A 17923-nucleotide genomic window follows, 5' to 3' on the forward strand; every position below is an offset into this window, starting at 1 on the left:
ATTTCCCTAAGGCTGTTTAATCCATTCAATCGCTTCTTCCTTTTGGTCACTTTCGAAAAACCGCACTTCGGAATCAGAAAAAAAATCAGTTGCTTCCGTAGCCAATTCCTGCCATTTTTTATCGCCTACCATTACCATTTTTCCATAATCGTCTAAATGGGCAGTATCTACTTTTAAATCTTGCAATAGGCCTTCGAGATCGTAACCCGTAAAGTCTTCCAATTCAAAATACCATCTTATCTTCAGCCCTTTGCTGGTAATGTTATGTATAAGGGGGTGGATTTTTTGAATATCCTTTTTACTGATGTTGCCTTCAATTTTGACCGCAATGACCTGTTCTTTTTCTGAGTCTAATATCTGTATCATTTTTTAGGTTTTTTGTTATTTTCTTTTTTTAAACATTTTGTACATATACTTTTTAAAACCAAATTCACATCGTTTATTACGTACTTATCGGGCAAGCTATCTGGGTTTACTTTATCAGGCAAACAGAATGTGTTGCCACAATGGGTACAATGGAAGTGCAGATGTAAATCCAAACCTTCTTCATTGGAAACCGCATATTTTGCGATAGCCGTGCCATCATCTATTTGATGTGCAATCCCTTCATCCTGAAATAATTTCAGGGTTCTATAAATTGTTGTTCTGTCCACGGTTTTATTGTAGTCACTTTTTTTGATGAAAGCCATTTCTATTTCTTTCAGGGTTACGGCATAAAACTTTCTATTGAGGTATTTATAAATAGCTAACCTCATTTCCGTAGGCCTAATCCCCTTGTTTATGAGTATTTTTTCGGCTTTGTTCATCGTTGAAAATTAAACTGCACTGCATTTTTCACATATACCTTTAACGACCAAATTGACATTTTCGGCCATATATCCTTCCGGCAGGTTGATATGTGGAATTTTATGATCGGTCAAACAAACGGTCTCATCACAGTTGGTACAATGAAAATGAATATGCAAATCCTGATCTACCTCACAATTGCACCCGCTTTCACAGAGAGCATATTTGGGTATGCCAGTGCCATCGTCTATTTGATGTACAATTCCGTTGGTCTCAAAGGTTTTAATGGTTCGGGATAGCGTAGCCCTGTCAGATTTCTCAAAAGCCTTCTCAATCTCGGTCAAGGTTACGGCTCTTTCCTTTTTGGCCATAAACTTATAAATAAGGATGCGCATTGCGGTGGGCCGCACATTATGCTTGTTCAGAAGGGTTTCGATTTCACTCATTTTTCAATGCATTTTTCTTCTGAAATTGCTTTATGGACTTTCCGGTCTTGATCTGGAAAGCATCTTCTACATTGGAAAGATAGATGATCCCATCACCGGGGGTCGGTGTTTTTCCATTTTCAATAATAATATCAATGGCACTTTTCGCTTCTTCGTTTTGGCAAACCAGTTCCAGTTTGACCACCGGGCTATCGGTTATATGAAAGTCTAAAGACGGGGAAGCTCCTTTAGCTTTGAACCTGCCCGTACCTTCGCCTTGAGACAAGGTCATACTTTTGAATCCAGCATCGCTCAGTGCCTCAATGGTTTTCTGTACCCTGTTGGGCTTTATAAATGCTTTTATTTCTTTCATTTTTTTAAATTTTATTAATTATACTATCAATTTTTTTAAAAACCGGACTCACCAAATTTTTTACTAACTAATTGACAAACAGTCTTTGGAAAGCCCGGAGTTAATTTACCGAAGGAACGCCAAGCAAAGGTGCTGTAGGTACAGTTTATAACACTTCTGCTTGTAGTTCCCCCTTCGGGGGTTAGGAGGCTTAATGTCCGTGTTCCGTTTCGCCTTTCTTCATTTCGGAGATCAGGTAATAGGCTTTGTTCCAAACTACCATTTGCCCTTTTTCCAGCGGCTGTAGCAATTTAATCTCCATCCAGCCATCATCTACCTGACCGGTTACGACTTTTAAGGGGCTCAACGCCCATTCTTCCTCGCCACCTTCGGTTACCTTTTTGGCCGTAAAAACGTACGGTTCCCCGTTTTCGGTAATGATCGCTTCTTCGGGGAGCGCGGTTACCTTGTTTTCGGAAGTGGCTATTTTTGCTGTAAGGTACATTCCAGGGAAGAGGTTTCCCTGCTTGTTCTCAATTTCAGCGTGTACGTGAACCGCTTTGGGATTTTCTTCAAAAGTCTTTCCTACGGAATAGATTTTTGCACTCAGATCGGATTCGGGAAGGGATTCGATATTAAATTCCACCGTCTGTCCTTCTTTAACCTTACTCACATCCTTTTCATATACCATAAGGTCGGCGTGGATATGTTCGGTATTTACAATTTCAAACATTTCGGTCTGTTGTTGTACAAACTGCCCCACCTTGATATTCACTTTTTCTACATAGCCGTTGATGGGACTAACTACAGGGACTTGATTATAGACCTTTCCGTTTCGCAACTGATCCAGATTTAAACGAAGTAATTGAAGTTGTGATTCCAGCCCGTTGACCATCCCCTTCATACTATTGTAATCCGATTCGGTTTCCTGGAATTTCCTGCCGGAAGCCACTTCTGCTTCATATAGGCGTTTTTGACGATTATATTCCTTTTCCAAAAAGTTCATCCTGTTATAGGCGCTTGTGTAATCGGTCTGTAACTTGACCAGATCCGGGTGGCTCAAATATCCCAACACACTTCCTTTGCTTACCTTATCTCCCTCAATGACCTTTATGCTGGTCACATTTGCGCCAATGATCGCGGTAATTGCCGCCTCGTTTTGAGGCGGTACTTCCAACTGACCGTTGGCTTCCACCAGTCCGGTTAAGCTTTTGGTGGGCAGACTATCTACTTTCAATTCCATCGCCTCAAACTTTTGTTGCGATAGGTGCAGTTTTTTGCTCTCTAGGCCCGCGTTTCCTTCTTGATGCTCGCCACCATTTTCGGCAGAAGCTGTTTCATTATGCTCTTCGTGCCCGCTTTCAGCAGTTTTTTCCTCTTTACAGGAACTTAAACTGAATATGACCAAGGCTGCGTAAAAAGTCGGTTTTATATAGAAATTCATAGCTTTAATATTTATTGTTTTGCGGAATTGAGGAAAAATTCCAGTTCGTATTTTGATCTCAGATAATTGTTAAGTGCATCCCAGGACTTGCTTTGGATGCCGATGGCGTCGCGTACTGTTTGCAGGAAAGTGGTATAATCGATACCGCCTTCTTTATAGGCGAAAACTGCCCCGTCCCGTTGCTCTTTGGCAAGCGGAAGGGCTTCCTGTTCATAGTATTGCCACGATTCAAGCCATTTTAGATAATCCTGTTGCAGGTCCTGGTATTCTGAATTGACCTGAAGCTGTTTTTCCTCGAAATTCTGCTCCGCGATCTGGGTCTGTATCTTCGCCGATTGCGCCTGCCCCAATTCAGGACCGAAAAAGAGCGGAATGGAAATCCCAACTTGAAAGTTGAAAAATCCGTTCTGTCCTGCAATTTTTTGACGGCCGTATTGTGCGTTGAACTTTGGGAAAAACGCTTTGGTGCTGAGATTACGCTCCGCATCGGCCACGTCGATCTGCCGCTCATAGTATTGCAGCATTGGATGGCTCGTAATCGAATCTTTGCGCTGCAATATAGGCGTGTCCATTTCATCTACACCTGCATCAGCAACGGTGTAAGGCGTATCGCTTACCAACCAAAGGTTCAGTTTTTGCAGATTACCCAGATAATCCCGATATACCTGCATTTTCTGAAGGCTTACCTGCCGGGCCTGATTGGTGGCGGCCAAATATTCCAGCTTCGAGGAAGCCTCGGTCTCATAACGGATACGCGCCGCCCGTTCAAAATCGCTAAAAATGGAATCGAGTTCCACATACAATTGGTACTTCCGTTTGGAAGTGTAAGCATCGCCCCAGGCCTTGCTCACTTCCCGTTCCACTTGAAGGGAGGTTAGATCGAGTGCCGTTTCTCTTAGGGCAATTTTCTCATTTTGCACTCTATTTTTGGCACCGATACTGAACACATTGATATTCTGCTGCTGGACGCCAATGGTTTGATAGATACCTTCATCGCTTGTACCATTGTCCTGCAGTTCTTCGCCACCGGTAAAAATTTGGGTGGTCCCAAGATCCCAGGCGGTTTTTTTCAGGGCCTCTTGGTTCTCGACTTCCAGTTGAGCCGCCTTCAATTTGGGATAGTTCGCTTGGGCTCTTTCTACTGCGTCCTGTAAAGAAATTGGGGTAAACCCTTGTTCAACTTTCAGGCTGTCCTGCCGGGGCGCATTTTGGTGGGGGCTATCCGGCGTTTGTGCGCTTGCACTTGCCGGGATAGCCATTGATCCAAGCCCCAATAAAACGGCAATCAGGGCAGGGTTTATGGCAACTTTACCCGATTTTCCGTTGTTATTTTTTCCCGTTTTTTCCACAAAACTGTACAAAATGGGAACAACGATCAGCGTAAGCAAGGTTGCGGTTATCAATCCGCCAATGACCACCGTGGCCAAAGGCCGCTGTACCGAAGCACCCGCCCCGTGGGAAAGTGCCATCGGGAAAAAGCCCATTATCGCGGCCAGTGCCGTCAATAAAATGGGACGGATTCGTTCCTGTGTCCCTATTAAAATACGTTCCCGTATATCCATAACACCTTCTTCTTTTAAGGAGTTCAACCTGCTGATGAGCACCAGCCCGTTCAGTACCGCCACCCCGAAGAGAACGATAAAGCCAACGCCCGCAGAGATACTAAAGGGCATTCCACGAACGGCCAGGGCAAATATGCCGCCAATCGCCGCTAGGGGAACCGCCATATAGATCATTATAGATTGGGAGAAAGAGCCCAACGCGAAATACAACAACAAGAAAATAAGTGTCAGCGCGATGGGAACTACAATCGTTAAACGGTCTTTTGCGCGTTGCAGGTTTTCAAAAGCACCACCGTATTCAATATGGTAGCCAGGGGGCAGATCCAATTGTTCATCCATTTTGGCCTGGATATCATTGACCATTGATTCCACATCGCGCCCCCGCACGTTTACCCCCACATATATTCTACGTGAAGTATTGTCTCGGGAAATTTGCATCGGTCCGGGCTGGTAACTGATATCGGCCACTTCCTTAATGGGAATCTGGTTTCCGCCGGGCAGGTCGATCAATAGGTTTTTCAGGTTATCGATGCTTTGCCGGTGTTGCTTATCCAAGCGTACCACCATATCAAAGCGTTTTTCGCCTTCAAAGATAACGCCCGCCGTACCTCCGGCAAATGCGGTACTCACATATTGGTTCAGTTTCTGAATGTTCAGGCCATATTGGGCAACCTTTCTTCGGTTAAAGCGAACGGTCATTTGTGGTAATCCCGAGGTGGCCTCCAGGTTCACATCACCCGCACCGGGAACGGTTTTGATGATAGCGGCCATTTTTCCGGCCTTTTCGGAAAGCACATCCAGATCTTCACCATACAGTTTGATGGCCACGTCTTCTCGAACGCCGGTAAGCAGTTCGTTAAATCGCAGTTCCACGGGCTGACTAAAAACGAAGTTGACACCAGGTACGACCGATAATTTTTCTTTGATCTTTTCAATTAATTCCTCCTTTGTTTCCGCGGAAGTCCAATTATCCTTATTCTTATCTAGAATAATGTAACTATCTGCAATATCCATTGGCATCGGGTCGGTAGGGATGTCGGCTACACCAATCCTCGCTACCATAGTTTCCACTTCTGGAAAATTATCAAGAACTATACGCTCTATCCTTTTGGAAGTTTCAATTGATTCATTTAGGGAACTTCCCGGCCTTAATAAGGCTTGCATTGCAATATCGCCTTCATCAATACTGGGGATAAACTCTCCACCCATTTTACTGAAAGTAAATCCGGCACCCAGAAGTAATACAACTGCAACGACTAGGACGATAATGCGGTGGCTCAAAGATTTCAGGATCACCGGCCGGTAGCCGTTATTGATGCGGGACATCATCCCGTTACTAAAACCCGAGATTTTATCTTCCACCTTATGAAACCAGTTTTTCTTTTTGGTGGCCGGTTTCATTGTAAGCGAGGCAATCATCGGTACGTAGGTAAGGCATAAGATAATTGCGCCCAGGACCGCGAACCCGAAAGTAAACGCCATAGGGCGGAACATCTTGCCCTCGATCCCGGTCAGGAATAAAATAGGTGTAAATACGATCAGGATAATAATCTGTCCAAAGAAAGCCGAATTCATCACGGTACTACTTGCATCATAGACCACTTCATCCATTTCGGATTGATTAAAACTCTGTTTCCCACGCTTAATGCGCTTTTCAATCTCGTGTACCGTTCCCTCCACAATGATCACGGCACCATCGACAATGATCCCAAAGTCGATTGCACCGAGGGACATCAGGTTGGCCCAAACACCAAAAGCTTTCATCAAAATAAAGGCAAATAGCAAGGAAAGTGGAATTAAAGAAGCAGTGACCAAACCTCCACGAAAACTACCAAGTAGCAGTACTAGTACAAAAATCACAATGAGTGCCCCTTCAATCAGGTTTTTCTCGATAGTGGCCGTAGTCCTTCCTATTAGTTCACTTCGATCCAGAAAGGGAACGATCTTAAGTCCTTCCGGTAGCGATTTTTGCACTTCTTGTATCCGGTCTCTTACCGTATTGACTACCGTATTAGGGTTGTCGCCCCGCAGCATTAGCACCATACCTCCCACAGCTTCGTGACCATCCTGAGTAAAGGCTCCGTAGCGCACCTGATTTCCAAAATGCACATTTTCGGCCACGTCTTTTACCAAAATGGGCAGGCCATTTTCGTTTTTTATCACGATCTGCCGGATATCCTCGAGCGAACGTGCCAAACCTTCCCCACGGATAAAATTGGCCATCTTGTTTTTTTCAATATAGGCACCTCCTGTATTTACATTGTTTTCTTGTAGGGCATCAAAGACTTCCGTCATTGTTACATTCATCGCATTCAGCTTGGCAGGATCGATGGCGATCTCATATTGCTTGATCTTTCCTCCAAAAGCATTGACTTCCACAACACCTTCCGTTAGGGCCAATTGACGTTTTACAATCCAGTCCTGTATGGTTCGCAGTTCGGTAGGGGAATATTTGTCCTCGTAGCCTTCTTCAGCTTTCAAGGTGTATTGATAGATTTCCCCCAATCCGGTAGTAATAGGCCCCATTCCGGGACTGCCGAACTGTTCGGGGATCTCGGACTTGACCTCATTGAGTTTTTCCGCAACCAATTGACGGGGCAGGTACGTGCCCATATCGTCCTTAAAGACGATGGTCACTACCGAAAGCCCAAAACGGGAAACGGAACGAATTTCGTTAACCCCTGGCAGATTGGCCATCGCCAACTCTACGGGATAGGTTACAAATTGCTCGATGTCTTCGGTGGCCAGGTTGGGCGACTGTGTGATAACCTGTACCTGATTATTGGTAATGTCGGGCTGTGCACCCAAATTTATGGTGGACATTGAATACAGACCTACTCCAATTAGGGCAAGTACCAAGAGTCCAACGATAAGCTTGTTCCGAATGGAAAAAGCGATGATTTTATTAATCATAAAAGTTGAAAATTTAATTCAGTTTTTGAAATGTAAAAAAGTGGCCAGAGGAATCTTGACCTGTCAAAAAGGATATAGCTATCCTATAAAAAAAACTGAATTAAACCCTGGGAGGATCTAAAAGGGATGAAATAGGCTCTTCGCCCATACTTTCAAAATGAAGAAAAACCTTAGAAGATATTTCTGTATTAATTGGCTTAAAATTCGCTGAAGAAAATTCAACCGTATGCACGTGACAGCAATGGCAGGTACAGAAAGGAGGGCAAAGGTCGGAAGCACTATGGTTGTAATCCAAATTTGAAGAAGCCATTACCTCAATTTGAGAATTATTGGAAAAGACATCTGCATCCGTACAGGGAAACGCGTTAAGCGTCAATACATAGAGACCAAATATGAATGTTAATAATTTCACATTACAAAGATAACCAAATTGTGATGCACAGGGTGTGCAAAGGTCAACGATCAGCTTTGTAACTTTATTAGGTCTCAAAAATTAATAACACTATCTAAGGCATCATCTGCATCTTTGTGGATAAAGTTAGCTTGATAGTTGATTGTAGTTTTCAAATCTGTATGTCGATATAATTTTTGAAGCATCAGTGGATGAATGTTGTCGCCTGCAATATTGCCAAAAGAATGTCGAGCAATATGCATCGTAACTTTTTTCTGGATGCCTGCTCTTTTCGCAATCTTTTTAAGGTGGTCATTGAATTTTTTGTTTGCTACTTTTTTCTTTCGATATATGTCTTTCGCATCAGATAAGTCGGCTTTTTTCATTTCGGGGAAAACAAAGTCATCATCATTTACTCTTTTCTCTATGTACTGTAATAAGATTTTTTCAACCTTAGCTGGGATTTTAAGGGACAGTAACTTTGAGTTTTTTCCCATTCTATAATGTAATCGCCCATCATAAATCTGAGAGCATCTTATAAACAAAACATCCGAAATACGCATTCCAGCAAAATAGAAACTGAACAACCAAACGTTTAATGAGTGTCTTTCCATATCGGTTAGTTCAACAACACTTTCCAGAGCTTTTATTTCTTTACCTGAAAGCCCTGTTTTTGTGGTTTCGGGAAATTTGATTTTAAACCTTCCCTTACCAAAGGGGTATATTTCCTTGCTAACAACCTTATCCCGAATGGCTCTATTGAACAGTAACCTTATCAAGACCATTACATTCATTGCAGTAGTTTCAGTCAATGAGTAAGAACCTTTTAAATGAATCTTGAATTTTTTGAGAAAGCGCTCATCGATTTCTTGAAAAGTCAAATGTCGTCCAGAGCAATATTTTTCTATATAACTCACCCAAGCTGAATCTGTAGAATGGCGATTGATTTTCTTTTCAGCCTCTAAGGCTTCAAGATGCTCGTCAGCAAAATCAAAAAAAGTTAAGCTCGAAGTTGGCTTATATATTTCTTTTTTGATTTGTCGAGCAGTAGCAGCTTTATTATCCGTCTGTAATGCAATAAGCCCTTTTCTGGCTTCAGATAGTTTGGAAGCTATCAAATTGTTCAGGCTTTCGGCTTCAGAATGCGATTTTTTTACTTTTAGGTTTTTAGAGTCCCAATCCTCTAATTCAATGTAATGGCCTATATGTTTGTAAGTTGAACGTCGGTCTTTGGTTATCCTAATTGCAAGCGGATACAGTCCTTTTGCGTTAGGCTTTTTGCGAAGAATAATTTTTGCACTCGTTGACATTTTGAACCTGTTTTAGATACGAAAGCCAAATCAGGTACAACATTTTGTCAAAAACTCACTCTAAAGATACTACTTTATTGGAACTTTTGGGTACAACATAGGTACAACAAATGTTGATATTAACTGATATTAATTGACTTTGAATAAAATGACTAAAAACATAAATCATTGAAAATGAACGATTTTATGTTTTATCGGTGCAATATATACTAGACTTAGGATCTAGTGCCGCAAGGTGTGAAGGTTCGAGTCCTTTCACCCGCACGAAAAAAAGCTCTCAATTACTTGAGAGCTTTTTTTGTTTAATATCCATGCACAACCTATTCTACATCTAAAGGTTGAATTGTAAAAGAATAACTTAATTGAGTACTTGAAGGGATTCTATATTTCTCTAGTGTTATAGGACCACAACTGGCATTTCCAACTCCTTCTTGTAGACAATCCAGGTTTAAATAAGTTTGCGCCTTTTTAATTGTGCTTAATGCAAAATTATGTTTGGCTTTCCAAAGTTCGGAGTCTTTATAATGCAAAGCACTAAAAGACAATTTATTGTTAGCTATTACTTTAAATCCGTTTCCTGCTGCGTTTTCCATTTTAAGCCATCTGGCTTCTTCTCTATTCCCCATGCTTTGTGCCCTTAAATAGTTTTCTAAAGCCATTTTGTCTACGGTACTTTCGTATATTCCAAAAAAGGCACTGTTCTTTCTGTCCTGATAATTCTCATGAGGACCCCGACCATACCATTTTACAGTTTTAAATGTTGGGTTTACTTGCATTTGCAATCCTATGCGATGTATTATTTCATCCTCAGAAGGTGTCTCAAAAGTTCCGTCTACGGTTATATTTCCATTGTTTGCAATAGTATAAACCACTTTGTAAGGAATTTTGGTTGCTTTGCTATTTGCTATTTGTGCATATGCTTCACAGCGTACTTTAACCGTTTTTTTGTTTTTAGACACTTCATAATCAAACTTTTCCAGATGGTATGTTGTTTCATAGTATTTTTGATCGGTATATTTATCATTACTAATACTTCGGTACCAATTCAATTTTAACCCTTCGCCATTAAAAATTACCTCATCGCCATTATATGCCAAAGCATCCAATATTCCCTCGCTGGTATTAATCGATGCGGTAAAATTTGCTCCTTTTACAATTAAATGTGAATTTGATGTATTGACTATTAATTCTTCTGAAGCACTAAGTTTATCGTTTTTAGCATCAATTCCTTGCGATAATACCAACTGTTCCTCTGCGATTACATAGCCTTTATCTGCCCAGTTATTTTTTTCTTTAAGTGAAAAATAGACATTCAAAAAATATTCTGAAGCTGGTTTAAAATCGGTTTTAAATGGAATATGGATAATCCCTTCTTGGTTAGGTTCTAAGTCGATAGACGGTAACTTGCCCGAGCCGGTAACGTGGCCATCTTCTAGCAATTCCCAAGAAACGTTAAAGGCATTTAGATTTGTAAAATCATATTTGTTCTCAATCTTCACTTCTCCTTCTTTAATTGCTCCCGGCCGTATTTTTATATATTGATAAACTTTTTTTACTTCTTTCAGCTTGGCCGTTTCACGACGGTCTGGAGTGGTAAGTCCGTTGTTGCAAAAATCCAGATCGTTGGGTTTATCTCCAAAATCCCCGCCATAATAAAATACTTTTTTAGGGTCTAAACCGCTTTTTACCTTTTGATAGGCTGTAGGTACATTTCCTTTTGTAGATGTTCTCCCCAATAGGGAATTGTTATTTCCGCCCATTGGTATGGGCCTGTTGATTCCTTGGTCTACCCAATCCCAGATACAGCCACCGATCATTCTATCGGAATGATTTTCAATATAATCCCAATATTCAACTAAATTCCCCATGGCATTCCCCATGGCATGCGCATATTCACAAAGAAAATAGGGCTTATCAGCATTGTTTTGGTCAAAATTTGCCATACTTTCCAAGCTAGGGTACATATGGCTATCGATATCTGCCGATTCATTTCTCCCTTCATAATGTACAGGGCGTGATGCATCCATTTTTCTGGTCATATTGGCAATAGAATCAAAGTTCCTGCCATTACCGCCTTCATTCCCCATCGACCAAAAAATAACGGAAGGGTGGTTTTTGTCGCGCGCTATCATTCTACGAACACGGTCTTTGAATGCCGGCAACCAGGAAATTTTATCGCTTATGCTATGGTTTCCATGGTCTTCAATATCGGCTTCATCCATGATATAAAGCCCGTAATAATCGTAAAGTGCATAACTTTTGGGTTGGTTGGGGTAATGGCTGGTACGTATGGTATTGATATTGTGCCGTTTCATCATGGTAACATCTTTAATGATGGTTTCCACAGGAACCGTGCGCCCAAACTCCGGATGTGTTTCGTGCCTATTTGTGCCTTTAAAAAACACCTGCTCATTATTGATATATACCCGTTTTTGTTTTATCTCTATTTTCCTGAATCCGAATTTTGACGAAAATGTTTCAACTATTTCCCCTTGCTTATTCCTTAATGACATTATAGCGGTATACAAATAAGGATTTTCGGCAGACCAAAGATTTGGTTTTTTAAATTTTTGCTGAAGTTCCATGTGTTGCTCTTTCCTTCTTTTTATCGGACTGATTTTTTTTGACCCCTGCAAAACTTCCTTGCCTGTTTCATCTAATAAAGATAACTCTACCGTGTAGTCTGTTTCTTGTTTTTTGCTATGATTGGCTATCCAGTAATCGGCTTTAAAATTCACCTCACCCAAATCCTCCGTCAAAAAATCTGCTTTTAAAGAAAAATCCCTTATATGAAACTTTGGTGTGGCAAACAAATAAACATCTTTATGTATCCCGCTCATCCGAAACATATCTTGATCTTCCAGATAACTCCCGTCTGTCCATCTAAAAACTTGAACGGCAATTGTATTTTTACCGGGTTTTACATATTTGGTAAGGTTAAACTCCGCTACATTGTTTGCGCCTTGGCTATACCCGACTTTTTTTCCGTTTACCCAAATAAAAAAACCGCTATAAACTCCATTGAAATGAACAAAAACCGTTTTATCCCCCCAATCTTCAGGAATTATAAAGTCACGCCTATAAGAGCCTACGGGGTCCGTTTCAATTTCGTTGGTGTAACCTTCCTGCGGTTGAATAAACGGCGGATTGTTTAAAAACGGATATGTAATGTTAGTATATATTGGGGTTCCATACCCCTTCATTTCCCAACAAGAAGGAACAGGGATTTCTTCCCATGAAGAAACACTGTAAGCATTTTTGTAAAAATCGGTTGGGCGCTCTGATGCATTTTTTACCCACTTAAATTTCCATATCCCGTTGAGCGATTGGTACCATGAAGAATTTGGTTCTAACCAAGGCTTGTCAAAATATGCGTCTTCTTTTAAAGCATTTAATGATGGATACGGAATATACGTTGCATGTCCCGGCTCTTTATTTACAGCAAAAATGGTTTCGTTTTCCCACTCGTTCTTACTCCGCTCGGGTTGTGGTTTGGGTGCTTTAAGCTTAGCTGGAAGCAATGTCCATTCTTGTTTTGCACCTGATAATTGCATAACCTTGCCACCAGTCTTGTCTTCTTCAAAACCAAGGTACATGGTACTGTTTTTTTGGATTATGTAATAATTTCCATTTTCAAGTTTTTTTAATTGCCATTGCTGGTTTGCATTCCCTAATTCTGTGTTCCATTGTATTACCGGATTACCTGTTCCTGAGGCTTTATTGGAGTTGTCTATGCTTTTCCCCGTAAAAGGGTTGGATATATTAACATAGCCATTTTCCAGCGGGGTTATTTCCCAGGCTTGCCCTTTCTCTTCTTTTATTGCCGATTCCAGAAACAGATTGCTTTGGTTTTTAGTGTCTCCTCCATTTCCAAGAACCAAACCTGATGAATTTTGAAAGGTGTACAATTTATCCTTTTGAAGCCCCTGTGAAATATTGGCACAACCAATAACGCTTAGTGCAATAAAAATTATAAGGCCTGATGCTGTTGCACGAATTTTAGACGAATTCATTCTGATAGTATATTTATTTCTTTTTAATATTTTTTTCATTGAGCAGATAAAGAATAAGGCTTATCGCTTTCTTGTATCCCTTTTTGTTTATTGGGTTCGTTATCCATGATAAAATTCAACTCCCCACCATCTAAAATATCTTGGTGTTCAATATAGTTTTTGCTATAATCTTCACCATTTAAAGTGGCCGATTGGATATATACATTAGATTGGTTGTTGTTCTGTGCTTTTATAACAAATTGCTTTCCGTTTTCCAGTGATATGGTGGCCTTTTCAAAAACCGGACTTCCTATGTTGTATTGATTTGTCCCCGGGCAAACACTATACATCCCCAAGGCACTCAACACATACCACGACGATGTTTGCCCTTGGTCCTCATCGCCGGGATAGCCATTCTCTGTGGAATTGTATAGTTTTTCCATTACTTCTCTAGCTCTTGCTTGTGCTTTCCAGGGCTGTTCTGAATAATTGTAGAGGTATATCATGTGCTGTATAGGTTGATTTCCATGTGCATACTGCCCCATGTTGGCCATTTGCATTTCGGTCATTTCATGTATCTTCCCACCATATGTGCCCACATTTACCTTATTGGATACCGTAAATACAGAATCCATTTTTTTGTTAAAGTTTTCGTTACCGCCCATAAGATCGATCAACCCTTTTGGGTCCTGAAAAACAGACCATACATAATGCCATGCATTTCCTTCGGTATAAGGGCCGCCCCATTCGTAAGGATTGAAATTTTCAAGCCATTCCCCATGTATGTCTTTGCCCCGCATAAAACCTACTTTTTTGCTGTACACATTTTTATAATTGTAAAGCTGCCTCTCAAAAACTTTTTCGTAGAACGTGTTCCCGATTGTTTTGGCTAATGTATATGCGCAAAAATCGTCGTAAGCATATTCTAATGTCTTGGCTGTTGCCTCTCTATATTTTGGATACGGAACATACCCTAAAGTATAATATTCTTTCCAACCTTCCCTACCATTGGCAGGCCCCCAAGGCCCTTTATTTGTTGCTTCGTGGTAATAGGCCTCTAATGCCTTTTCAGGGTCGAAGGTCTGTATTCCTTTTGCCCAAGCATCGGCCAATAATGAAATAGCGTGGTTTCCAATCATACTTCCAGCTTCACTTGGGAAAGACCAAGACGGCAACCACCCGCATTGTTCATAAGCATCGAGCAGTGCAGATACATACCTGCCATGCATCTCCGGATACAGCATGGCATTTAAAGGAAATTGAGCCCTAAACGTATCCCAAAAACCGGTATCTGTATACATATAACCATCGTGTACCTTTCCATCGTATGGGCTGTAATAATATGGGTTTCCGTCTTTATTTATCTCATAAAATTTTCTAGAAAACAAACTGGCCCTAAAAAAACAAGAGTAAAAAGTTTTTAGCTGTTCTTCTGTTCCTCCTTCAACCAAAATCTTGCTTAAATGTTTATTCCAAACATTTTTTGCCGCATTGGTAGTTTGTTCTAGCTTTTTATATTTTCCCAGCTCATTTTCTAGGTTTAATTGTGCTTGTTCTGGACTAATGTAGGAAGAAGCCACTTTTACCTGTATTGTTTGTCCCGGTTTAAACTTTATGTAAGCGCCTATTCCTTCCCCTTCGTCAAAAGTGTTGCTTTCTTTTTTGTTCCCATTTCTGTTTTCCCATGTTCCTATGGCCTGAAAGGGTTTATCGAATTCCATGATAAAATAATTTTTAAATCCTTTTACCCTGTGCATTCCCCGGCCGTTTCTTACATAACCTGTTATTCTTTTGTTTTTTTGATCGATCTTTATACTGCTCGTTCCCGTATAACCATCGATAACCACAAAAGCTTCTTCGCTTTTAGGAAATGAAAACCTAATGTGTATTCCTCTTTCGGTAGGAGACATTTCGGTTGTTATTTTATTGTCAAATTCAACTTTGTAATAATGAGGCTTTGCTATTTCGTTATCATGGCTAAATTTTGCCGCCCTTTCTTTATCGTTCAGCACTAATTTTCCTGTTATTGGCATTAAAGAAAATACAGCATAATCATTTGACCATGAGCTACATTGGTGTGCTTGTTGAAAGCCGTGAATGGCATCTTTAAAGTATTGATATTTCCAGCCGTCTCCATTTTCTCCCGTTTGCGGTGTCCATGTGTTCATTGCAAAGGGCAATGCCGTAGTTGGATAGGTATTCCCGCGTGTAAGCTCGAATTTAGAATTGGTTCCTTGCAAAGTATTTACATACGAGGTTAAATCTTTGTTTAAATTTCCTTTTTGCGCACTAATGTGGATGCTTATAATTAAGGCTCCCAATAGTAATATTTTGTTTCTCATTATTTTTTTAATAGGTTACTTATTTAGATTATCCTTTTTACCACTCTACTTGTACCTCGACACCATTCGGGAAATTTTCAAATTTCAACAACAACGTATGTGAAGTTGCATCCCAATTGTTTGTATATTTTAATTCCTCTCCGCCTTCTACCTTAGTCACCTTAATTTTTTCAGGCACTTTTGGCAACAATATCCGCATGGCATTTTTGGTGTTTTTCGGACTTTTGCATGTAAATCTATATTCATTACCATCTACATGCTCGTTGTATACCCTTGCAGCAGTCGCTAAAACTTTTGGTGTTTTTTTATCTTCTACCCTATTCAAATTGATTAACAAACTCTGCGCTCCCGGTTTTATGGTTTTTTGTTTCAATACCGGCAATTCCGGGTCAAACAAATCTATTACCGGTCCGTTTACCGTCAAGCTTTCAGCATTCACGCTTTCGTCGAGTACCGCAGCCATATCAAAATATCCCCTGGACAAAAGAAAGCTGTTTTTAAAAATCATTTTTCCGGCTTTGGCCTCTTCTTCATATGCCTTTTTAACGATGTCCACATAATGTTGATCGGCATCGGTATTCAATACAAATTCTTTTGGATTTTCTTTTATAAGATGAACAAACCCTTTCCCAAAAGTGTAACTATTTCCTTCTGAAGGAGTTTTTATATCCATCTGTTCGAATAAATGAAGCGATGGCTTCTCATAAGCATACGTATCTTGGTTCCACCATTCCATTACTTTTTGATACGGATCGTTATCGGCCCCCACATAGACAAGTACACCACCATTTTTTACCCATTTAGCTATTTGCTTATGCACTTTGGGCGAGGTAGGCTTCATATTGGAATAACTCATCACCAAGACTTTTATATGCTTGAGTGTTTCTTCGTAATCCAAATTTTCCATATGTACCGTTTGTACGGGAATGCCTCTTTTTAACAAGGGTAATGTTTGTCCGTAAAAATTGGAAAATCGCGGATCTTCAAAACCGTCGTGTGTTGGGAACCGTTGAAACATTAACGAATTCCCCATTAGCACACCAATTTCGTTATTTCCGCTTACTTTATTTTCTGAAGAAGGGATATCGTTCAGTGCATTGATCATGATTTGCATTTGCGTGGCATAATGGCCCGGGATCAAAACCTTTTCATCGGTACCTGCTACTTGATAAGGTTTGGTGTAAATACGTTCCGGCCATGGCATTACCTCGTAATTTGCCACCGAAGGATGCAAAAGTTTGGCAACAAAAGTGGCCTGGTAATTTTTTTTATAATCGTCCCATGTTTTTCTTCTATCTTCTATCGGGTCTGTTAAAAAATACATTTTTCTTCCGGTGGGCGCCGTCATGGAAACCATGGAACCGTATTCTAAGAACGCATTTTCGAAAGTACGCTCTTTTACCTTGCCATTATAAAAAGTTGCCTCTCTTGAAGTCCCAGTCCAAACTTGCGCTATATACCCATCTACATCCGGCAACGAAGCCAAGCTTGCTTCCGGGCTTACAATCATCCATGAAGAATAGTTTACCAGTGAATGCGTTGGTATGTATATTTTTACGTTATCGTAACCCTTCTCCTTTCCATAGGCCTTGGCATAAGCAGACGCTTCTTTTATGGCGTTGTAATACAATTGGTATTTTAATTTATTGGCAAGCCATGTGTTTTCGGGAGAAGCATCTTGTGGGCGCCATGGAAAGCCGTAAAATTTTTCCCATTCTCTTTTAAATGCATCGCTGTAACCGCCACGGGCCCAAAATTCTGGTTCTTCCAAATAAATAGAAGTAATTCCGGCATCTATAACGGTTTTTATAATTTCTTTTTTGAAATAATTTAAATACGAAGCCGTTGGCACAATATAAGGCACGTTTCGCCCATGCCAAATGGTATCGCCATCTTTTTCAACCTGCCCCTCGTCAAAGTGAGGTTTTCCGTCCCAGTTTCCCAAAAAATAATCTTGATAAGACCCCCAAGCAATCCCGGTCATGAAATGCGTTTGGTAGCCGTGTTCCCTCCATGACTTTACACGGTTCTGGAAACTATTGAGTTTAGATTTATCTGATGGATTCCCATTTACCCCATAAACAATTGCCACGTCTGAACGTACATCGATTTCCGGCATCCAGCCACTTCCCGTTTGAAAAACGGTTTTTTCTTTTAGGGCATCTTTCTCAGTCGTTGCTTCCCGGTTCTTTGCCTCTTTTGATTGATTGCACGAGGCCATCAAAAAAGGTATGGCCAAAGTTGACATAAGGAACGTTCTGTAAATTTTCATTTTAGTTTGTATTAGGTGGTTTATAAGCTTCATCTTCAATTAAAACGTTTTAATTTTTATATGAACCGTAGATTCATGTAATTGCTAAAACGTTTTAGTTTTATTTCGGATTATTATTCATAATTAAAGTATCT

At 40.5% G+C, this 17923-nt stretch carries 10 protein-coding genes; all 10 read right to left on the reverse strand.

What is annotated here, in order from left to right; translation table 11 throughout:
* Nucleotides 1-6 precede the first annotated feature (6 nt).
* Complete coding sequence (locus UXI14_RS04335; RefSeq protein ID WP_335965026.1) at nt 7-366, reverse strand: STAS/SEC14 domain-containing protein; 360 nt, start codon at nt 364-366, stop codon at nt 7-9.
* Entirely contained in the window at nt 363-806 is a 444-nt protein-coding gene (locus tag UXI14_RS04340; protein WP_335965027.1) for a transcriptional repressor, read from the reverse strand. The genes UXI14_RS04335 and UXI14_RS04340 overlap by 4 nt, the downstream gene beginning before the upstream one ends.
* Nucleotides 807-815: 9 nt before the next feature.
* Nucleotides 816-1232, reverse strand: coding sequence for a transcriptional repressor (locus UXI14_RS04345; protein WP_335965028.1), 417 nt, complete (start codon nt 1230-1232; stop codon nt 816-818).
* Complete coding sequence (locus UXI14_RS04350) at nt 1225-1584, reverse strand: P-II family nitrogen regulator (RefSeq protein WP_335965029.1); 360 nt, start codon at nt 1582-1584, stop codon at nt 1225-1227. The genes UXI14_RS04345 and UXI14_RS04350 overlap by 8 nt, the downstream gene beginning before the upstream one ends.
* 190 nt (nt 1585-1774) lie before the next feature.
* Nucleotides 1775-3007 (reverse strand): efflux RND transporter periplasmic adaptor subunit, encoded by a 1233-nt coding sequence (locus UXI14_RS04355; RefSeq protein WP_335965030.1) that lies wholly within the window; start codon nt 3005-3007, stop codon nt 1775-1777.
* Between the two features lie 11 nt (nt 3008-3018).
* Nucleotides 3019-7482, reverse strand: coding sequence for a CusA/CzcA family heavy metal efflux RND transporter (locus UXI14_RS04360; protein ID WP_335965031.1), 4464 nt, complete (start codon nt 7480-7482; stop codon nt 3019-3021).
* A 486-nt stretch (nt 7483-7968) separates the two neighbouring features.
* The gene (locus UXI14_RS04365) at nt 7969-9183 is read right to left on the reverse strand and encodes a site-specific integrase (RefSeq protein WP_335965032.1); all 1215 of its coding nucleotides are present in this window, start codon (nt 9181-9183) and stop codon (nt 7969-7971) included.
* Nucleotides 9184-9503: 320 nt separating this feature from the next.
* A complete protein-coding gene (locus UXI14_RS04370; RefSeq protein ID WP_335965033.1) occupies nt 9504-13196 on the reverse strand; it encodes a glycoside hydrolase family 2 TIM barrel-domain containing protein in 3693 nt (1230 codons plus the stop codon).
* Between the two features lie 35 nt (nt 13197-13231).
* Nucleotides 13232-15517: a GH92 family glycosyl hydrolase gene (locus UXI14_RS04375; RefSeq protein ID WP_335965034.1), complete on the reverse strand. Its 2286-nt coding sequence runs from the start codon at nt 15515-15517 to the stop codon at nt 13232-13234.
* 37 nt (nt 15518-15554) lie between these two features.
* Complete coding sequence (locus UXI14_RS04380) at nt 15555-17789, reverse strand: hypothetical protein (protein ID WP_335965035.1); 2235 nt, start codon at nt 17787-17789, stop codon at nt 15555-15557.
* Nucleotides 17790-17923: the final 134 nt, after the last annotated feature.

Source organism: Galbibacter sp. PAP.153 (assembly GCF_037029175.1).
Lineage (GTDB): Bacteria > Bacteroidota > Bacteroidia > Flavobacteriales > Flavobacteriaceae > Galbibacter > Galbibacter pacificus.